This is a genomic window from Sphingobacterium sp. InxBP1, assembly GCF_026191775.1.
GTDB classification, from domain to species: domain Bacteria; phylum Bacteroidota; class Bacteroidia; order Sphingobacteriales; family Sphingobacteriaceae; genus Sphingobacterium; species Sphingobacterium thalpophilum.
The window spans coordinates 422,921-443,545 of record NZ_JAINDX010000048.1 but is presented as its reverse complement, the minus strand read 5'-3'; the positions used below and the strand labels follow the sequence as shown (position 1 = coordinate 443,545).

Below are 20,625 nucleotides of genomic sequence, written 5' to 3'. Positions count from 1 at the left end.
ATAATACGATGAAATAAAATGTTGTTATGGATAGATTAAAATGTTATGTCGTACTGACGATGCTGCTCAGCAGTATCTTTGTGGGCGAGAGCCGGGCACAGACCGGGGCGGATAAGAAGCTGGACTATCCGATCGAGCCGGTTTCGTTTGTGGATGTCAAGTTTACCGACAAATTCTGGGCCCCGAGGCTCAAAGTCAATCAGCAGGTGACCATCCCCATTGCGTTGCAGCAGTGCTACTCCACCGGAAGGGTGGACAATTTTAAGAAGGCGGCCGGACTGATGAAGGGATATTTCAGTACGGAATATCCTTTTGACGATACGGATATCTACAAGATCATCGAAGGAATGGCTTATTCGGTGCAGACCAACCCCAATGCTGCCCTGGAGCGGCAGATGGATTCGCTGATCTACTATATCGGAAAGGCACAGGAGCCGGATGGCTACCTATTTACCGCCCGGACTGCCGCTGAGCCGGGTAAGCTGCACGGCTGGGTAGGCAAGCAACGCTGGGAGAAGGATCCGGACCTGAGCCACGAACTGTACAATGCCGGACATCTATATGAGGCGGCGGTGGCCCATTATATGGCCACGGGAAAACGCAGCTTGCTGGATATCGCCATCAAGAACGCGGATCTGCTGGTCAAGGATTTTCTGATCGGCGGCCTGAAATACGAACCGGGCCACCAGATCGTCGAAATGGGGCTAGCCAAGATGTACCGGGCCACCGGGAAAAAGGAATACCTGGACCTGGCAAAGTATTTTCTTGACCTGAAAGGGAAGGGTGTCCGCGGTGAATATGCCCAAAGTCACAAACCGGTCGTCGAGCAGGATGAGGCCGTGGGCCATGCGGTGCGTGCCGTGTACATGTACTCGGGAATGGCTGATGTCGCGGCACTCACGGGCGACAAGGCATACCTGAACGCAATAGACAGGATATGGGACAATGTGGTGGACAAAAAATACTACGTCACCGGCGGGATCGGCGCCCGCGGTCATGGGGAAGCATTTGGCGATAATTACGAGCTGCCCAATATGTCGGCCTATTGCGAAACCTGCGCCGCCATCGGCAATGTCTACTGGAACCACCGGCAGTTTCTGATGCATGGTGATGCAAAATACTATGATGTCATCGAGCGTACTTTGTACAATGGCGTGCTCTCGGGTGTCGGCCTTGCGGGCAACCGCTTTTTCTATCCCAATCCCCTGGCATCGGAGGGACAGCATACGCGCAGTGAATGGTTTGGCTGTGCCTGCTGTCCGAGCAACGTCTGCCGCTTTATCCCTTCCATCCCGGGATATGCTTATGCACACAAGGACAACCATATCTATGTCAACCTTTTTGTCGAAAGCGAAACGACTATAGACTTGCCCGGAAATAAGGTGCATATCGCGCAGAAGTCCAATTATCCCTGGGAGGGCAATACAGCAATAGAGGTCAGCCCCGAACAGTCGGGTACTTTTGAGCTGCTGCTCCGGATACCGGGATGGGCGGTTGACCGTCCGGTTCCGGGGCAGCTCTATACCTACCTGAAGCCCGAGCGCAAGGAGGTGGAGATCATGGTAAACGGGCAGCCGGTCGAGTTTACGATCCAGGCAAACGGTTATGCCAGCCTCAATCGCCAATGGAAAAAGGGTGACCGCATCGACCTGGTACTGCCCATGGACGTAAAGCGCACGATCGCCAATGATCAGGTGAAAGACGACAGGGGCAAGGTGGCCCTGGAGCGGGGTCCGATTGTCTACTGCCTGGAGTGGCCGGACAACGATGGTAAAGTTTCCAATGCCGTGCTGACGGATGACGCTACGGTCAAAAGCAGCTATCAGCCGGATAAGCTCAACGGTATCGTGACCCTGACCATGGACGGCAAGAGTGCCGCCCGCAATCCGCAGAACACGATCGTCGAACAGGATAAACAGCTCACGGCGATCCCTTATTATGCCTGGGCCAACCGCGGCGCGGGGGAGATGGAGGTCTGGATCCCCAGGACGGTAGAATATACGCGGCCACTGCCGGCAGCGACGATAAGCACCAAGGCAGAAGTGGAATCTTCTAAAGGTCCGGGTGCCTCGCTGGCAAAAGTCAATGACGGCTACTGGCCCAAAAGTTCTTCGGATCGCGACGTGTCATTTTATTCGCTATGGCCCGCCAAAGGTACGGAAGAATGGATAGCTTATACGCTGGAAAAACCTGCAGAGATCTCTCAGGCAAGCGTATTTTGGTGGGACGACCGCCCCTGGGGCGGCAGCCGCATCCCTGACAGCTGGTCGGTCGAATACCTGGATGCGAAGGGCAACTGGACGGCCGTAAAAAACACGAGCGCCTATCCAAACGAACTGGATAAGGTCAATACCGTCAGGTTTGAGCCGGTAAAGGCGCAAAAGGTTCGGCTAAAATTCAGGATGGGCAAAGAGGTATCCGTAGGGATCTACGAGTTTGAAGTCAAGTGATGTTGTCATTCACAACAGCATAAATAGGTGCTTAAGGAAAAGGCATTTATTTTATTTAGGTGGTTAAAGAAAGCCGCGTCAAATTTATTTTTGGCGCGGTTTCTTTTTTGATAAGCGTTAAGACGATGGCCCGATTTTACTATAATCTGTCAGCCCTAGCTTGTTCCCAAAGGGATCATTGAATTCAACGGCATAGCCGGTCATAATCTCAAATGGTTCGCTCAGAAATGATATGCCCCTGGATTTTAGGTCTTCATAGGCCGTTTTTACACTCTCCACCGTAAACCATATCGCCGGCTGGGCATGTCGGGTGCTCAAGATAATCGCCGGCTCGTGGGCGCCTACCCGGAATGCTGTCATTCCTTTGTCCGCAAAATCAAATTTGACTTTTAGACCAAGCTGCCTGCCATAAAATTCTTTTGCCTCTTCCAGATTATCTGCTGGAAGGAAAAAGTTGTCGTAATCGCTGATGCTGTTCATTGCTGTGGATTTGCTAAATGATATCTATTCTTTCATGATACGAATGTAGGCATAACTACTTCGAGTAGAGGTGACAGCGATCATATTTTCAGGTGATTGTACGCCATATGCACAAATCATTGCAGGCATGCTCTTCACTTTATGCATGTTGGAAGCCGGCGCTTATGCTCACCGGCTGCGCATTGCACAACAGTTTATTGCTGATAGCGCGGTTGTGGACCGAAGTGTTTTTTGCGGAACCAAAAGGCTAGATTGACCAGCGCAATCAAGGCCGGAACTTCCACTAGCGGGCCGATCACCCCAACGAATGCCTGACCGCTATTGATTCCGAATACGCCTATCGCTACCGCAATAGCCAGCTCAAAATTGTTACCTGCAGCGGTAAAAGCTATCGCTGTGCTCTGCGAATAGTCTGCACCTGCCTTTTTACCTGCAATAAAACTGACTACAAACATAAGGACAAAGTAAATGACCAGCGGCAGGGCTATACGGAGGACGTCGGAGGGCAGCTGCAGGATCGTTTCTCCCTTTAGGCTGAACATAACGACGATGGTGAATAAAAGCGCGATCAGCGTGACCGGCGAGATCAATGGGATAAACCGGGCTTGAAACCACTCTTCCCCTTTTAGTGCAATCAGTCCGTAACGGCTAATGATGCCCGCAAGAAAGGGGATACCGAGATAAATACCGACGCTTTTTGCAATTTCAGTAATAGAGATATTCACAGCGAGTCCATCAACACCGAATAGCGGTGGCAGTACCGTAATAAACAGATAGGCGTAAAGGCTGTACAGCAGAACCTGGAAGAGGCTGTTCAGCGCGATCAGCCCGGCAGCATACTCGCGGTTTCCTTCAGCCAGCTCATTCCAGACCACGACCATGGCAATACAACGGGCAAGACCGATCAGTATCAGACCCGTCATGTATTCGGGATAACCGTTGAGGAAGACGATGGCCAGGGCAAACATCAATATCGGGCCAATGACCCAGTTGAGCAACAGGGAGGCGCCCAGTACCTTTACATTGCGGAACACCTTTCCGATCTGTTCATATCGGACCTTGGCCAGTGGCGGATACATCATCAGGATCAAGCCAGCAGCGAGTGGGATATTCGTCGTCCCGCTGCTGAAACTGTTTATCCACCCTGCGGATGAAGGCAAAGCTTTGCCCAGGGAGATACCTGCGGCCATGGCGAGAAATATCCATAAGGTCAGGTATCGGTCGAGAAACTTTAGTTTGGATTTCATAGACTAATGGTGAATACGTGAAAAAGCATAAAATAGTGCCGCCGCGATCTCCAGGCTGCGCGCAGCATAGACGCGGTCCTGATCCGGACTACCGTCAGCTTGTTTCGGATCGTCAAAAGGCAATGATATGCGTTTTTCGGCCCCCGCGATAAAAGGGCAGTCGCCGTCGGCCTGCGTGCAGGTCAGAATCGCCGCGAAATCTGCTGTCGGGTTGAAGGGGCTATCGTAGGTTTTGGAAAAACCGATGACCGGACTGATATTGCCGCCAGCCTTGATCGCATATACCGGATTGCTGCCGCCGGCGATCTGGAATACCTCAAACCCTTGGGTGGATAGCGTTCCGGCGACTCTGGGGAACAAGGCGGTCGCCTCGGTACCACCTGAATAGCAGTGCACCTGCGGTACATGAAAGTAGAGGGCGGCCGTCTGCGCCCATACCTGAGCCAAGTGACTGCGCCGTGAGTTGTGGGTGCAGATAAAATGGAGATTGACGGGTGCCCCGGCATGTACTTTGGCCTGCACATAGTCAATCAGGGGCTGCAGGGCAGCCCGGCGCGCTGCGCTGACCAGCTGCTCCTGGCGCAGCTGGCTGATGGTGTCGGATAAGGTCGGGTACATCATGTGACAAGACAGGTTACATCGTTTAACAGCATCCGGAGCCCGGCGTGCAGCAAGATGATGATACTACAGTAAGGCTGCGAAGATCTTTTTTAATTTTTTCGGAAGGTATTCCGCAGGCATCCTGCGCCAGGCAGGCAGTGCTTTTGTTTTTCAGGACAAAGGTCTTGCCGTTATAGTCCAGGCCGTATTTACCGATGGTCTCGCTTTGGTATTCCACTTCGATCTCTGCATCTTCAATGCCCAGTTTTTCTTCGGATAAGTTGATGATGTGCAGTAATTTACCGGGTTTGAGGCGATGTTCCAGATCATCTGCATTCCAGAGCTGAAAGTTGACGGCTTTTTCTTCACGAACCACGCCGCCGCAGTCAATAAATTTTTTCGTGATCTGTCCCACTTCGGTAACATGGAAATGCTCAGGAACAAAAGTGCCGTTTTCCAGCTGAAACTCGACATTGTCCAATGTCGGAAGGATTTCTTTGATTTCGGATAGTCTCATAACGATGTATTTTATGTGTTAATGATATATTGCAATATGACGATGATAATAGTTAAAAAAAAGCTACGGACAGCAGCTCGACACTTTAACCTCCTGATTGAAGAAGGTATTGAAATCCTGCTGTATCCTTTTCCATACCGCTTCGTTGATGCAGTAGCAGACGGATTTGCCTTCGATGGTTCCCTGAATGATACCGGTACTTTTGAGTTCCTTCAGATGCTGTGAGATCGTTGCCTGGGCAAGTCCCAGTTCCTCAACCAGGTCATTGCAGATACAGGCTTTCCTGTCGATAATATACTGCAGTATGGCGATCCGCGCAGGATGGCCCAGGACTTTGAAGGCGGTGGCCAGCTGGTTCTGTTCGTCTGCAAAAATCTCTGTTTTGGTAATTCCCATAGCTGATGATATTTAATATCGCAATATTACGATATTAAAATGAGTTTTGCAAATGGAAATTTGAAACAGCAGTCGCTCAATAGGACACTGAACCAGAATGGCTGTTTTTTTTTTGCTGGCCACACTGCGGCGTTAATGTATTCTTTACCTGTCCTTAATACTGTATTTGTATTAAAGCCTGATCTTTACGGCAGACGAAGAATTATTGATCTAGAAAACATGCTTGTGAAAACGATAGACGCCATGCTATTAGAACGTCTGGCAAATGCGGATTACAGTGCTTTTGATGAAATTTATGAGCAGCATTGGAGCACGCTTCTCCAGATCGCTATCCGAAAGGTCGGAGACGTGGATGTGGCGATGGACCTTGTCCAGGATCTTTTTGTCGACCTATGGCAGAGACGATATAGGATCAATATCCATAGCGGATTGCGAGCCTACCTGATCTCTGCCTTGTATCACAAGCTTTTCCAGCATTTCCGAAGGGAAGGGGTACATCAAAAACATATTGAGCACTATAGCCTCATGATTCAGGATGGCCTTCAGGAAGTATTCCCGATCGATGGCTATGAAGAGAACTATATGGATGTACTGGTGGCCATCGAACAGTCTGTGGTCGACATGCCCGACCGGATGCGGGTCGTCTTTAACCTCAAGTATCAGCGCAGCCTCAGTAACCATGAAATAGCCGAACAACTGGGGATCTCACTACAGACCGTAAAAAACCAGTTAAGCAAGGCGCTGATCCTGGTGCGCCAGCATATGCAGCAACAGCAACTGAATCCCACTGTTTTCCTGTCCTTATCTTTCCTGCTTTTCTTTTAGTGCAACCGTCTTGCCCCGGGCTTGGGACACAGTTCTGAAAACCCTGCAATTCCTTAAAATAAACTTTACATAAGCTTAACGCATTTGGAATGGTACGATTGCCGCATTGCAGCAACTATAGGGTGTATGCAGCAAGAAAAAAGAGAACTGGAAAGATTGATTGAAAAATATATCTCGGGGCAGATCACCGATGTGGAGCGCGCGCACTTAATGCAATGGCTGCGGGAGCTCGATGTGGCTGCGGGATCTTCACTGGACGGTGATGCAGCAAAGCTGCGTATGAAGGAGCGGATTGACGCGCGTCTACTGCCAGCAGAAACAGCGGTAAGACGTGTTCCTGTTGCCTGGAAGCCACTGCTCAAAATTGCGGCAGCCGCGCTCCTATGTTTTTCATTCGCATGGTATCTATGGGAAGACCGTCCGGGCGAGGAGCCCGTGCAAACGATCTCTGCTGTAGTGAACAGAACTCCGGTCAAGCCGGGCCGGATGTCCTGTACCGTACCGCGCGATAGCACGCTTATATTGGAGGATGGCAGCAAGGTCCGCCTGCTGGCACATTCGACGCTGACTTGGATGCAGCCCTTCCCGCAGGGGCAACGCGCAATTCAATTGCAGGGTAAGGCATTTTTTGAGGTGGCGCACGATACAGCCCGCCCATTTACCGTGCTGGCCGGCAATATCCTAACGACAGCATTGGGCACCGCGTTCTGGGTGAGCCAGGAGACGAAAGACGCCAAACCCGAAGTACGCCTGATAACGGGCCGGGTGTCCATTAAGGAACGCGACCAAAATGGGAAGGAGAGGCTCCTTGCCTACCTGACACCGGGGCAGACCTGGAATGAGCCGGCCGTACAGCCGAAAAAGGAGCCGTTTTCGAAAATACAAAAACCGGTGGAAGAGGTCATTCAGACGTCATTGGTATTTCATCATAAGCCGCTTGCTGAAGTGCTGCCCGCCATAGCGTCGTTCTACCGCACCTCCATTTTATTTTCGGCGGACCAAGTTTCCGGATTATCATTTTATGGTACGTACAGCAGAGAGAATGATGTGGGGCAGATCCTACAGACAATCTGTCTTGCAAATGATCTGGAGCTCAGGTTTAATAACGAAACAAATACCTATACGATCATAAAAAACAGTCCGTAAAAAATCAATGAGAAACACCATGATGTGCACCCCCATAATAGGGGAGCCCGGGTAAACTATGCACCATTATTAATGAAAAATATGCAACTATCGTTAACCAGCAAGAGGCCAGCCAAAGGGGCCTTGTTACTACTATTGGCAATTGCTGCCGGCCAGGAGGGCTTTGCCCAGCAGCGTGGTGAACTTGTTGTCATCGTGCAGGATACCAAGTCGAAGGGCTTGGCGAATGCAACGGTCACGGTGAACAACAAGGTAAGTCACTTCAGGCGTGCTGCACAGGCCGACCAGCAGGGGAAAGTGGTCTTCAACGACCTGCCCGTGGACAGCAACTATTGCATTACCGCGAGCTTCACGGGACTCAAGGGTAAAGAAGAATGTGAATTTATCGTCAGCCCTGGAAAGCGCTCCAGCGTAGTCTTCCAGCTGACGGATGCCAACCAAATGGATGAAGTCGTCGTCGTGGGCTACGGCACGCAAAAAAAGACCAACCTGTCAGGGGCGGTCGACCATATCAGCGGTGAGGTACTCGACAGCCGCCCGATTTCGAATGCAGCCCAGGGGCTGCAGGGGATCGCGCCCAACTTGAATATACGGTTCAATTCTGGAGCACCGGGGGCCGTGCCCAATATCAATATCCGGGGCATAACTTCCATCAACGGGGGCGATCCACTGATCCTGGTAGACAATGTACCGGTATCGGCCGAAGAGCTGATCCGTATTGCGCCACAGGATATCGAGTCCTTCACCGTGATCAAGGATGCCTCAGCAGCAGCGATATATGGTGCCCGCGCCTCGTTTGGGGTACTGATCGTGACCACCAAGACCGGAAAAGGCGATGCGAAAGTCAGCTATTCCAACAATTTTACCTGGAATACGCCCACGGTGATGCCCGACAAAATAACCGACCCGTATGTGTTCTCCAGGTTGCTGGAGACTTCGACCGACAATACGCCCTGGGACAATGTCAATTACTCCGATCAGTTTTACCAATATGCCAAGGAACGCTCAGACGACCCTTCGATTGCCGGTGTGCGCATCAACCCCTCGGATTCCAAAGTCTGGGAATACATGGGCAACAGGGATTGGACGCGCTATTTCCTGTCTGACTGGAACGCCACCAGCTCGCATGACGTCTCCATATCGGGGGCTAATGAAAAGGTACAGTACTATATCAGTGGCAGCTACAATAGGCAAAATTCACCGGTTAAACTCACGGAAGACTATTTTGACCGCTACAATTTGCGATCAAAAGTTAATTATAGACTTTCTGACTTGATCTCATTTGGCAACAATACGGTGATCGGAAGCATTCGTCGGCTTACCCCCTCACAGATGAGCCTGGCAGATATTTACAATATCTTCCCGACTTCTTTTGACAAGAATCCGGACGGCACCTGGGCCAATTCCTCGGCCGGCATCATTGCGGCGCAGATGGTCGATGGCGGGAAAAGTGACCGTAAGTACCTGGACGTGCAATCGACCTTCAATACCGAACTCCGTTTTTTTGGTAACAGATTCAAACTCAATGCAGACTACACGTTCCGTCGCAACTCCCTGAACCGCAATTGGTATACTAATCAGTACGAGATCGGCTACGGTCCCGACGATGTGCGAAAAGAGGGAACCACAGGTGCTTACCGGGAGGCGGGGTTTATCTACCATAACGTGTATAATATATACGGCACCTATATGCAGTCTTTTGACAAACATCAGGTCAACGCGGTATTGGGGTTCAATCAGGAGGATTACCGCTACGAGCTCATCAATGCCGAGCGGGCGGGCTTGATCTCGGAATCTTTTCCAACAATCCAATTTGCCACCGGTACAATGAAAATGGGTGAAGCGATTGATACTTATGCCTTGCGTGGTGCTTTCTATCGGCTCAACTACACCTACGATGATAAGTATATTGTCGAATTTAACGGGCGCTATGATGGCTCCTCGCGTTTTCCCAAGAACAAACGTTTTGGCTTTTTCCCTTCGGGATCCGTGGCTTGGCGCCTTGACCGGGAGAATTTTATGGCGCTGCCTGGCCTGGATCTCCTGAAACTGAGGGCCTCTTACGGGCAGCTCGGCAATCAGTCCGTCTCTAGCTATGGCTATCTGCCTGCAATGGAAAAAAAGGATGCAGATTACTTGTTCGGCAGCGAACGGGGGATCTTTATTCAGGTTCCTTCACTGGTGTCTCCAAACTACACCTGGGAAAAGGTCAATACCGTAAACGTGGGCATGGACGTGGCCGTACTTAAAAATAAACTGTCTGCCAGTTTTGATTATTATTCAAGGCGTACCCTGGGTATGCTGACGCTGGGCAAGGACCTGCCAAATATTCTGGGGGCGGCTGAGCCTCGGGAAAATGCGGCGGATCTCAAGACCAACGGCTGGGAACTGACCGTCAATTTTCAGGATCGCTTCGAACTGGCCAATGCGCCCTTGCGCTTCAATGCGAAATTGCTGCTGTCGGACTCACAATCCAAGATTACCCGCTTTGACAACCCGAACAAAAGCATCTTACAGTACTATGAGGGCATGCGCATGGGCGAGATCTGGGGCTTGCAGAGTAATGGGCTTTTTAAAGATGAGGCAGAGATCGCCAAATTGGACCAGACGTCCATCATCCCCTGGGGAGCGCTGTCGATCGTACCGGGATGGCCGACTTATGTCGATCAGGATGGTAATGGCAAGATTGAAAAAGGCTATACCCTCGGAGATACCAAAGATCTTAAGATCATTGGCAATTCCACGCCACGGTATCAATTTGGGCTAGACCTTTCTGCAGATTGGAAAGGTTTTGATGTCCGCGCATTTTTTCAGGGAATAGGCAAACGCGATTATTATCCGCTGGATTACCTGTATTGGGGAACATACCAACAACCTTACGGTAACTTCTACGGGCATCTGCTGGATTTCTATCGCCCCGAAAGTGATTCGGAGATCGATCGTGCCAAGCATTCTCAGGCTTATCTCAACCTGGGCCTGGCAGATCAGAACCTGGATGCGGCTTACCCCATCTTGCAGTCCTGGCTCGCCGACCGGAATTTGGGTACCCGTATTGATCAGGCGCAGGGCTTGGCCATACCACAGACCAACTACTTGCTGAATGCAGCATACCTACGTCTCAAAAACCTGACGATCGGCTATACACTGCCGAGATCCCTTACTTCAAGGGCCAAGATCAGCAGCTTACGTGTCTATCTGAGTGGTGAGAACATCATCGAATGGTCTGCCGTGAAGCGCTATTTTGATCCGGAGACCTTGAATGAAAATATTTATACAAACCCGACTGCAGGTTCGGATCGTGTCGGCAACGGGTTGACATATCCTTTCCAGCGCAGTTTTTCTGCTGGTATTCAATTGACTTTTTAATCGCATATCATGATAAATAAATATATAAAATTAGCCGTTGTATGTTCGGGGCTTTCACTGCTGGGAAGCTGTAACGACAGCTACTTAGACCGTGTTCCGGAGACCGCGATCAATAATGAGAACTTTTTTAATACAGCCACTGACCTGGAGCTGTATATCAATGGCTTGTACGACTTTTCGGGGCTGGGCATTTATGAGTCCGATGCAACCTCGGACAATGCCAGTACGACGGGCAATACGGAGATCAAAACAATCATGGCAGGTAATGCGTCTGCGGCGACCATCACGGGTGGCTGGAACTGGGAGCAGCTCCGCAAAATTAATTTCTTTCTGGAGCATATGGCTAAAGCCAAGGTTAGCGAAAGTGAGAAAGCACATTATGAAGGATTGGGCCGGTATTTTCGGGCTCGGTTTTATGTGGAGAAGGTACAGCGCTTTTCGGACGTGCCCTGGGTGGATAAGGCTTTGGAGGTGAGTGACACGGATTATCTCTTCGCCAAACGTGACCCACGGGCGACCGTCGTCCAGAAAATTATGGAGGATTTTGAGTTTGCTGCCCAACATGTACAGCCCCGGATAAAGCTGGGTACCGTCAACAAGTGGGTCGTCTTACAGGAGTACAGCCGCTTTGCTCTGTATGAGGGTACCTACCGAAAATACCACAATGAACTGGATCTGAAAAGTTCGGCAAATGACTTTTTGACCAAAGCACAACATGTGAGTGACCAGATGATGCGGGAGGGGGGCTTTGTGATCCATACTACCGGCAAGCCTGATCAAGACTATGGAAGCCTGTTTTTTAGTGAAAACCTGGAAAACAACAAGGAGGTGGTGCTCGGTCGCTTTTTTGCCAACAATGTGCTCAATGCAAGCTCATGGCCGGGTATGTTTGGTAATTACGAATATTATCCGCTGCGCGACCTGGTGCAAGCGTATTTAATGAAAGATGGTTCGTTTTATTCGGCGCAGCCTGGTTACCAAAAGTACTCTTTTGTTAAAGAATTCGAAAACCGCGACCCCCGTCTGGCGCAGACTTATGCTTACCCGGGATGGCAACTGATCTATTCCCATACCTATGCGCAGGGGGCTGGCCTGTATGTGCAGCAGCTGGCCAAAAACTTTTCGGGTTACCACCAGATCAAAGGGTTTCAGAATACATTGAGCTTGGAAGCGCGCAACAACCTGGATATCCCACTGTACCGCTATGCCGAGGTCCTCTTGAATTTTGCGGAGGCAAAGGCAGAACTGGGGCAGCTGACGCAGGCGGATCTCGACCGCAGTATCAATCTGTTGCGCGCAAGGGCGGGGATGCCGGCGATGACTCTTGGTGTAGCGATAGATCCGGTACTGGCATCGCGCTATGCCAATGTAGAAAGCAGCCAGCGTAATCTCGTTCTGGAGATCAGACGGGAACGTCGGGTAGAACTTGCCTTTGAGGGCTTCCGGTTTACAGACCTCATGCGCTGGAATGTGGGTGAGCTGTTAAAGAATAAACGGGAAGGCATCTACTTCGCCGGGCTGGGCCAGCACGACCTGACCGGCGATGGTATTCCGGATATCGTGTTATTGGCATCGTCCGCATCCATACCGGCCGTAAAGGAGAAAAACAGCCTGGGAAGGGAATTGCAGTATTATCGGGTTGGGCGTTTTGGTCAGGATGTCGGCGTGTTTCTTTCGGAAGGAAATAGCGGTACCGTCGAAACAATCGAAAATACAGGAACTTTTGAAGCACCTAAATTTTATTATCGCCCTATACCGCAAGCGGAAATACTTTTAAATGATAACCTGAAACAAATATTTGGATGGTAATGAAACGTATAAAAACACCTATCTTACTTCTTATGCTGCTGGCATTTTGCTGTGGGACGGCAGAAGCGCAGCAATTTAAGTTCGCATTTTTCACGGATATGCATGTTCATAGCGACTCTACTCTCGATCAGGTGCACCGACGGTTAACATCCCTGCCGCCGGGTGTCGAATTGATCGTCAGCGGTGGTGACAATGTGGATATTGACAACTTAAAAACCGCTGACTTAACGGTAGGGGAGCAACGGCTCAAGCAGCTGAAGAACCTTTTTGACCGGACAGGTAAACCTTATCATATGACCATTGGCAATCACGACAGGTTGCCCCGGGGCATACGCAATGGCCTTAATGACTTTGCGCTCTTTGAAAAGGTTTTCGGCCAGACTTACTACAGCTTTGAGCATAAAGGCTGGAAGTTTATTGTATTGAATACTGTGGAAACCAAAGATCACCAGTATGTCATCGCTGAGAAGCAGTTGACATGGTTGCAGGAGCTGGTTAAGAATACCGCCAAAGACCAGCCCTTGGTGGTCATCTCACATGTCCCTTTTTTATCTGTGTATTATCCGGTGCTGGAAGGGCGTTACACAGCTACGGATACCTTTGTCAATCAAAAGCAGGTATTTGACCTTTTCAAGGAGCATAGCCTCAAGCTGGTGTTACAGGGGCATATGCACCTGTATGAAGAAATCAAGGTCAAGGGTGTACAGTTTATCACGGCTGGGGCGGTGTCCGGAAATTGGTGGCATGGAAGCTTTGAGGGGACTGCGCCTGGACATCTGGAGGTGGAGGTCCGCGGAAAGGACTTTAGCTGGAAATACATCAAATAAAACCAGCATATTTCCCCGATGCTCCCGGGATACGAACACCAGCAGTTGGCGAGCATGGAACAGGCCGTCCGGATCTCATCCGGACGGCCTGTTGTTTGTCTCCTGGAATCCTCAGTGTCTGTAATAGAAAAAATACGAAAACGTTGTAGTTAAATTACGAAAACGTTGTAGTTAAATTTTTGACAATCTTCTTTTGGCCTGATTTTATACAGGAATTAGTTTGTTTATTATCGTTTTACACCTTTCTTTACTCCGTATATAGCGTTATTGAGACAAAATAGCACTTTTTTGATACGATTAGGTACTGTTTTTCTAGATGTTAATCGGGACTTTTACAGTTAAAATTCCTTTGTAGAGGGAAGCCAATTATAAAATTTCTAAAACGTCTAAAGTTAATATTGCTTTATGAGAAACGGTTATAAACTAAAAAAAGATCATTTTTCTGGCATTGGAAAAGGAAAATGGGTGTCTACATCCTGCCTGATGTGCCTCGCTGCTTTCGGTGGTCCCATCACCGCGTTACAAGCCAACGTGCCTGTCAGATCAATCGACAGACTTCATGTACAAACCCGCGAGATCACGGGCAAAATATCGGATAGCCATGGTCAGCCGCTATCGGGGGTAACCATAACTGTGCTGGGTAGCCCGATCAGTACGGTCTCAAGGGCTGATGGCACCTACGTGATAGCTGCACCTTTAAAGGCAGAAAAGCTTGTTTTTAAGCTTCTTGGTTATAAGAGCCAGGAGGTGGTCCTCACAGCCGCCAAAGTGCTCAACGTTGTGCTCGATGCATCAGCAGACGAGCTGGACGAAGTGGTGGTAGTGGGCTACGGCACCATGCGTAAGAAAGACCTGACGGGTTCGGTGACGCAGATTCAACCGGATAGGATAGCGAATGAAAATCCAAAAACCGTACAGGATATCTTGCGGGGTACTGCAGGGATGAATATCGGATATGACGCTTCGGCCAAAGGTGGCGGTTCGATTGAAGTGCGTGGCAAACGTTCGGTGTATGATAGCAATAGTGGGCACAATAACCCTTTGCTTGTGCTCGACGGCATGATATTCTATGGCGAGCTTTCGGAAATCAACCCAGACGACATCGAGCAGATTGATATCTTAAAAGATGCCTCGGCTGCCGCTGTTTATGGTTCAAAGGCAGCGAGTGGCGTGATTATCATCACTACCAAGAAAGGCAAGCAGGGTAAACCCACGATCAACATGACCATGAATGTCGGAGCCACACAACTGAGTGAATACCGCAGGCGATTTACGCCAGAGGCATACATGCAGCACCGGCAAGATTGGTATACAAAAAATACATATGGCATCAACCCGCAGACCGGCCTCTATGAAGCGTATCAAACCCGAGACGATAACGGAAATTTGACGGTACCTTATGGATTTTACCTGAACCCGGGGCAGCTGCCCACATCGTTGTCGATCGATGCCTGGCGTGCACTTTCGAACAATGAGAATGGCGAGTCTGACCGAAGTATCTGGGGCCGCCGATTGGGCCTGCAGGGAAATGCGCTCCAAAACTTTCTGAACGGAAAGGCGATTGACTGGGCAGATCATACCTTTCGAACGGGGCTCAACCAAGATTATAATGCGAGCGTTAGCGGGGCGGGCGACAGGGTGAATTATTACCTGTCCATGGGGTACCTGAAAAATGAAGGGACGGTAATCAGCGACAGCTATAGGGCCGTTCGGGGAAATATGAAGGTCAATGCGCACGTAAATAGCTGGCTGGAATTGGGAGCAAACGTGAATTTTCAGGATCGGTCAGATGGGAATATTGACATTGATATCGATCAGACGCTACGTAACAGCCCTTTTGCAGATTACGCCGACGCGAATGGCAATCCCTTACAATATCCGCTAAGTGAGGAGTTCAGTCAGCGGGGATACAACTATGATTTCCAGAAGAAATATCTGGAGCTTGACAAAGGCTATACGGTATTTAATTCCATCTTCAATGCGAAAATAAAACTACCCTTTAACATTACATATTCCTTTAATGCATCTCCACGCCTGCAATATTTTCATGATCGCTATTTCATGTCGGCAGAGTTGCCGGGATCGAACCCTGCGGATCGGGGTGCCAACCGTGAGCAGACCAAGCGTTTTGACTGGTCGCTCAACAACACGATCAATTGGGACCATACTTTTGCAGATAAACATCACTTGATGTTGACCTTGGTACAGGAGGCGGAGGAACAGCAATCCTGGAAAGACCGTATTGAAGCCCGCAATATTTTACCCTCGGATGCACTGGGCTTTCACAATACCAAAAATGGCTCGAAAGAAAACAGCAGTTACGATAGCTTCGACAGCCATCAGACGGCTGATGCCTTATTGGCTCGTTTATTCTATTCTTATGACGACCGCTATATGCTGACCACCTCCATCCGGCGCGACGGCTATTCGGCTTTTGGTACCTCTAACCCTTATGCGACTTTTCCATCTCTGGCATTGGCCTGGAACTTTACAAACGAAAAATTCTTTAAATGGGGAGATGTCATGAACTATGGCAAGCTGCGGGCTTCATACGGTAAAAACGGTAACAGGCAGCTCGCAGATCCCAACCTGGCGCTTGCTAATCTCTATCCCGGCGGTGGTAAAATGCATGGCTACCTCAATGCCGCTGGTGAGTTGGTCTTATACCGTTATTTGATGGTCGACCGCTTGGCGAATCCCAACCTGCAGTGGGAAAAGACAACTTCATGGAATTTTGGTCTGGACTTTGGACTCTTCAAAAACCGGATTTCAGGTACTTTGGAATATTACCTGATGCAGACCCACGATATGATCATGGAGCAAAAGTTGCCCAATTTTACGGGATTTAGCCGGATCACCACCAACCTGGGACAGGTAGACAATACCGGAATCGAACTAACACTGAATACGCTCAACCTGAAAAAAGATAACCTGCAATGGTCCACTACCTTTAGTTTTTGGTACAATAAAAATAAGATTGTACATCTCTATAATAACTTCGAAGATGTCATCGATGCCAATGGAAACGTCGTCGGCCAAAAGGAAATGGATGAGATTTCGAATGGCTGGTTTATCGGCCAGCCGATCGGTGTGCTATGGAATTATGAGGTGACTGGCATCTGGCAGGCCGATGAGGCGGCTGAAGCTGCGCGATATGGTCAGGCACCCGGCGATCCAAAAGTGACGAATCATTATACTGCCGACGATGCCCTGCAAGCCGACGGCTCCAAAAAACCGGTTTTCAATAATAATGACAAAGTGTTTTTAGGACAGACAGACCCCCGCTTCCGTTGGTCAATGCGAAATGAATTTACCTTATGGAAAGACCTCAGTGTTTCATTTAATATCTATTCGTACATGGGGCACAAAAGCTTGTCGGGTGAATACTTGAATAATGATGACGATGGTGGGCGGATGGCTTATGGACTGGCCAACCTGCCCGCAAAAGAATACTGGACACCCGACAACCCTACGGACCGTTATGGTCGCATCGAAGCAAAAGGGCCCGTAGGAGCGGAAGGGGCACAGAGACTGTATGATCGCTCCTTTATCCGCCTGGACAATATTTCTGTAGGTTATACCCTTCCAGCCTCTTGGACCTCGAGGTATAACTTAAATCGGGTCAAGCTCTATGGGACGGTACGCAATGTGGCTGCCTGGACAAATGACTGGGAGTACGGCGACCCGGAAACAGGCTCTTGGGCCTCACGTGTGTTTACCTTCGGTGTGAATTTATCTTTATAACCTGATCAATTGATGCAAATGAACTATCTAATAAAAAAATCCAACTTTATGTGCAAAGGTATCGCCTTGATGCTGGGCGGTACGCTTTTAGTAGCTAGCTGTTCGAAAGAATTCTTGCGGCCAGATCCACTGTCCATATACTTACCCAACGAGACTTTCAATACAGAGTCTGGGCTGCTATCGGCCATGGCCATCTGTGACCGTCATCTGAAAGGCTATTGGGCCACGGATCACAACGAAATGCTAACCCTGGGAACAGAGTATATTTTTTCTGAACTGATGGTGGCAAGCAATACGGACAAGCGTAGCATGATGGCCGACGTTGCCAACATGCTCACACCGACAAGCGACAATTCGAGCTTACAAAATCTCGACAGATCGAATAGCATGTGGTATTTATGGGAAGAGACGTATAAGGGGATCAGCTACGCCAACACCATTATCAAATACGTGGACCAGGTAGAGACATTGAGCCAGCAGGACAAAAACGCCTACAAAGGGCGTGCTTACTTTCACCGTGCTTTTCGGTATATGGCGCTGGTATTTGAATACGGGGACGTGCCCTTGGTCACGACTATTATTGACGTACCCAAGCAAAACTACCGCAGTACCAAACGTGATGCTATTTTGCAAATGATTACCAAAGATCTGGAATTTGCGGTCGAATGGGTTCCTGATCAAAAAAGTATGAACTTGATAGGCATGGTCAACAAGGGTGCCTGCCGCATGTTGTTGACGAAGTGCTACCTGGCCCTCGGGGAGTACCAGAAAGCGAAAGAGCAGACGGATATTCTGATCGGTCAGTCAGGATACTCCTTAATGACCGAAAGCTTTGGCTCGTTTAACGATGGGGGCGAGCCGCAGACCTGGCCCATCAGCCGCAATGTGATCTGGGATATGCACCGCCCCGAGAACAAGCTCATCCCGTCCAATCGTGAGGTCATCATGGGAATGCCCAATCGGGGTGCGGATGCCGAAGCTTTCGTACAGATGTTGACGATGCGAATCTTATATCCCTTTGTGTTCGACGGCCGCCTACAGACTACTGACGGCAAACAGGCCTTGTTAAACATTAAACGGAACAGTCAGGATTACAACCCTAAATACGATTACATGCGCGCATTTGGTCGTGGCATAGCAACTTTCCGGCCAACGGATTTCCAGTCACGGGGGCTATGGCGCGTCAATGGCAAAATGGATGAAGGGGACCTGCGCCACAGTTCCAAGGTGGGAAACTGGGTCCGGATGGAAGATTACAAGGTCAACAACAAAGCTTCAAAAGATTTTGGAAAACCGATCTCGCTGAAAGATCCGGAAACAGGAAAATTGTTATGCACGGATTCCATCCGCCGCTGGTACGATGTACCTCATTATAAATTTTATCTGGATGACCCCGTCAATGAAGCCAATATCAACGGGTCGGACGGTCTGCGCGGGGCGACAAATGGGGGTATTGCAGACTGGTATTTGTATCGCCTGGCCGAGGCTTACTTGCTGCGTGCTGAAGCGAAATATTATATCAATCCGGCCGACGGCACGATCAAAGATGATTTGAACGCCGTGCGTCAACGCGCCAAATGTACAGAGTTGTACCAGGATGCAGTGACTATTGGTGATATTATGAACGAACGGGCCCGTGAACTATACTGGGAGGAATGGCGGAATGTGGAATTGAAACGCGTATCGCTGTGCCTTGCCCGCAGCGGCAGACCCGATGAATGGGGCAATGTGTACAATCTGGAAAATTTTGACAAGCAGACAGGTACTGATGCCAGCGGCGGAAGTTATTGGTATCAACGTATCGTGCATTACAGCTTGTACAATAAAGGTGTTATCCATGTGAGCGCGACCGGCCTGAGCGACATCAAGTACACCATGGACAAAAAGAATATGTACTGGCCGATTCCGAACGTGGCAATTACGTCGAATATTAAAGGCCAGCTAAAACAAAATTATGGTTATGATGGCTACAACCCCGCAACGCCGGTCTGGGATAAATGGGAAGATGCAGTGGCGGACGAGGCCAAGTTCGAATAAATACCGGATTGCCAACGATTATTTTTAAACTTCATATGGATATTGAATGATGACAAAGTATGTGTTTTTATTTTTATTAGTTCTTCCGTTTACATCTTTGATTGCACAAACGGACTTCGAAAATTTTCCTGCGGGCGCAGATCCGAAAGAGATCGGTCATAAAGTTGCTTATCGCTTTGTCGAGGGCAAACATGCTCTTCATGGCGGCAAATGGATCAGTTATCCCGAAACTTTCTACTGGGCGGGAGCGATTAACTATGCCAACTTAACCGGCGATAGGAAGCTGATGCAGGCAATGAAAGACAGGTTTTCAAAATTAGTTGTCAGTGAGAGCAACCTGCTTCCGATCAAAAATCACGTAGATCTAAATATGTTTGGAAGCTTACCGCTGCGGCTGTATCAGCTAACCAGCGAGAGAAGCTACCTGGACCTGGGGTTGCCTTATGCGGATACGCAATGGGAAGTGCCGCAACATGCTACCCAGCAGCAGAGAGACTGGGCGCAAAAAGGTTATTCTTGGCAGACGCGTCTTTGGATCGACGATATGTACATGATTACCATCGTACAGACACAAGCTTTTAAAGCTACCGGGGATCCAAAATACCTCGACCGTGCCGCCAGGGAAATGGTACTTTATCTAGATGATTTGCAGCGTCCGAATGGTTTATTTTATCACGCGCCTGATGTCCCCTTTTATTGGGGACGCGGCAATGGATGGGTGGCTGCAGGAATGACCGAATTGCTGCGTGTGCTGCCGCCACATCACCAAGACCGGAAGCGTATCTTGAAGGGGTATCACACCATGATGGAAAGCCTTAGAAAATATCAAACCGAAAGTGGTATGTGGAATCAATTGATCGATCAATCAGACTGTTGGCCGGAAACCTCTGGATCGGCCATGTTTGCTTATGCTATCATTTCGGGTGTTAAGCAGGGATGGCTGAACGCCAAGGTGTATGGCCCTGTTGCCAGGAAGGCCTGGCTGGCCTTGGCGAAGTATGTGGACGGGGTGGGGGCAGTATCAGAGGTCTGCGTAGGCACAAATAAAAAGAACGATAAGCAGTATTACTACGACCGCCCACGCCATACCGGTGACTACCATGGGCAGGCAGCTTATATGTGGTGCATCAATGCGCTGTTGGAAGGCGGAGGCAGCTAGACCTTACTGCTTATCAAGTTTA

14 protein-coding genes are annotated in these 20,625 nt (G+C 49.4%); 9 read left to right on the top strand and 5 right to left on the bottom strand.

The features are described 5' to 3' along the window. Nucleotides 1-26: 26 nt before the first annotated feature. Entirely contained in the window at nt 27-2,450 is a 2,424-nt protein-coding gene (locus tag K7A41_RS19735; protein WP_265715081.1) for a glycoside hydrolase family 127 protein, read from the top strand. A gap of 117 nt (nt 2,451-2,567) precedes the next feature. Here K7A41_RS19735 and K7A41_RS19730 read toward each other — a convergent pair whose 3' ends face one another. The 5 genes from K7A41_RS19730 to K7A41_RS19710 all read right to left on the bottom strand — a co-directional run bounded on the left by K7A41_RS19730 (nt 2,568) and on the right by K7A41_RS19710 (nt 5,690). After that, nucleotides 2,568-2,930, bottom strand: coding sequence for a VOC family protein (locus K7A41_RS19730; RefSeq protein WP_232048734.1), 363 nt, complete (start codon nt 2,928-2,930; stop codon nt 2,568-2,570). 194 nt (nt 2,931-3,124) lie between these two features. After that, on the bottom strand, nt 3,125-4,177 hold the full coding sequence (gene arsB / locus K7A41_RS19725; protein WP_265715080.1) for an ACR3 family arsenite efflux transporter: 1,053 nt from the start codon (nt 4,175-4,177) through the stop codon (nt 3,125-3,127). Between the two features lie 3 nt (nt 4,178-4,180). Continuing rightward, entirely contained in the window at nt 4,181-4,798 is a 618-nt protein-coding gene (locus tag K7A41_RS19720) for a protein-tyrosine-phosphatase (protein WP_322784041.1), read from the bottom strand. A gap of 22 nt (nt 4,799-4,820) precedes the next feature. After that, nucleotides 4,821-5,294 (bottom strand): DUF6428 family protein, encoded by a 474-nt coding sequence (locus K7A41_RS19715; protein WP_265715079.1) that lies wholly within the window; start codon nt 5,292-5,294, stop codon nt 4,821-4,823. Between the two features lie 63 nt (nt 5,295-5,357). Further along, nucleotides 5,358-5,690, bottom strand: coding sequence for an ArsR/SmtB family transcription factor (locus K7A41_RS19710; protein ID WP_265715078.1), 333 nt, complete (start codon nt 5,688-5,690; stop codon nt 5,358-5,360). 225 nt (nt 5,691-5,915) lie between these two features. Here K7A41_RS19710 and K7A41_RS19705 point away from each other — a divergent pair, with 225 nt between their 5' ends. From K7A41_RS19705 to K7A41_RS19670, 8 genes are all read left to right on the top strand, one after another. Then, entirely contained in the window at nt 5,916-6,515 is a 600-nt protein-coding gene (locus K7A41_RS19705; protein WP_265715077.1) for an RNA polymerase sigma factor, read from the top strand. Between the two features lie 126 nt (nt 6,516-6,641). Continuing rightward, the gene (locus tag K7A41_RS19700) at nt 6,642-7,661 is read left to right on the top strand and encodes a FecR family protein (RefSeq protein ID WP_265715076.1); all 1,020 of its coding nucleotides are present in this window, start codon (nt 6,642-6,644) and stop codon (nt 7,659-7,661) included. A gap of 81 nt (nt 7,662-7,742) precedes the next feature. Further along, on the top strand, nt 7,743-11,027 hold the full coding sequence (locus K7A41_RS19695) for a SusC/RagA family TonB-linked outer membrane protein (RefSeq protein WP_265715075.1): 3,285 nt from the start codon (nt 7,743-7,745) through the stop codon (nt 11,025-11,027). A 9-nt stretch (nt 11,028-11,036) separates the two neighbouring features. After that, nucleotides 11,037-12,836 (top strand): RagB/SusD family nutrient uptake outer membrane protein, encoded by a 1,800-nt coding sequence (locus tag K7A41_RS19690; protein ID WP_265715073.1) that lies wholly within the window; start codon nt 11,037-11,039, stop codon nt 12,834-12,836. After that, nucleotides 12,836-13,663, top strand: a complete 828-nt coding sequence (locus tag K7A41_RS19685) for a metallophosphoesterase family protein (RefSeq protein ID WP_265715072.1) — start codon at nt 12,836-12,838, stop codon at nt 13,661-13,663. Before K7A41_RS19690 ends, K7A41_RS19685 begins: the two co-directional genes overlap by 1 nt. A 405-nt stretch (nt 13,664-14,068) precedes the next feature. Beyond that, nucleotides 14,069-17,407: a SusC/RagA family TonB-linked outer membrane protein gene (locus tag K7A41_RS19680; RefSeq protein WP_265715071.1), complete on the top strand. Its 3,339-nt coding sequence runs from the start codon at nt 14,069-14,071 to the stop codon at nt 17,405-17,407. 48 nt (nt 17,408-17,455) lie between these two features. Next, complete coding sequence (locus K7A41_RS19675) at nt 17,456-19,444, top strand: RagB/SusD family nutrient uptake outer membrane protein (protein ID WP_265715070.1); 1,989 nt, start codon at nt 17,456-17,458, stop codon at nt 19,442-19,444. Nucleotides 19,445-19,490: 46 nt separating this feature from the next. Continuing rightward, entirely contained in the window at nt 19,491-20,603 is a 1,113-nt protein-coding gene (locus K7A41_RS19670) for a glycoside hydrolase family 88/105 protein (protein WP_265715068.1), read from the top strand. Nucleotides 20,604-20,625 lie beyond the last annotated feature (22 nt).

What these genes read in the sequence shown, in the direction of transcription:
- K7A41_RS19735 (WP_265715081.1), top strand. Translation starts at nt 27, where the DNA reads ATGGATAGATTAAAATGTTATGTCGTACTGACGATGCTGCTCAGCAGT.
- K7A41_RS19730 (WP_232048734.1), bottom strand. Translation starts at nt 2,930, where the DNA reads ATGAACAGCATCAGCGATTACGACAACTTTTTCCTTCCAGCAGATAAT.
- arsB (WP_265715080.1), bottom strand. Translation starts at nt 4,177, where the DNA reads ATGAAATCCAAACTAAAGTTTCTCGACCGATACCTGACCTTATGGATA.
- K7A41_RS19720 (WP_322784041.1), bottom strand. Translation starts at nt 4,798, where the DNA reads ATGATGTACCCGACCTTATCCGACACCATCAGCCAGCTGCGCCAGGAG.
- K7A41_RS19715 (WP_265715079.1), bottom strand. Translation starts at nt 5,294, where the DNA reads ATGAGACTATCCGAAATCAAAGAAATCCTTCCGACATTGGACAATGTC.
- K7A41_RS19710 (WP_265715078.1), bottom strand. Translation starts at nt 5,690, where the DNA reads ATGGGAATTACCAAAACAGAGATTTTTGCAGACGAACAGAACCAGCTG.
- K7A41_RS19700 (WP_265715076.1), top strand. Translation starts at nt 6,642, where the DNA reads ATGCAGCAAGAAAAAAGAGAACTGGAAAGATTGATTGAAAAATATATC.
- K7A41_RS19695 (WP_265715075.1), top strand. Translation starts at nt 7,743, where the DNA reads ATGCAACTATCGTTAACCAGCAAGAGGCCAGCCAAAGGGGCCTTGTTA.
- K7A41_RS19690 (WP_265715073.1), top strand. Translation starts at nt 11,037, where the DNA reads ATGATAAATAAATATATAAAATTAGCCGTTGTATGTTCGGGGCTTTCA.
- K7A41_RS19685 (WP_265715072.1), top strand. Translation starts at nt 12,836, where the DNA reads ATGAAACGTATAAAAACACCTATCTTACTTCTTATGCTGCTGGCATTT.
- K7A41_RS19680 (WP_265715071.1), top strand. Translation starts at nt 14,069, where the DNA reads ATGAGAAACGGTTATAAACTAAAAAAAGATCATTTTTCTGGCATTGGA.
- K7A41_RS19675 (WP_265715070.1), top strand. Translation starts at nt 17,456, where the DNA reads ATGTGCAAAGGTATCGCCTTGATGCTGGGCGGTACGCTTTTAGTAGCT.
- K7A41_RS19670 (WP_265715068.1), top strand. Translation starts at nt 19,491, where the DNA reads ATGATGACAAAGTATGTGTTTTTATTTTTATTAGTTCTTCCGTTTACA.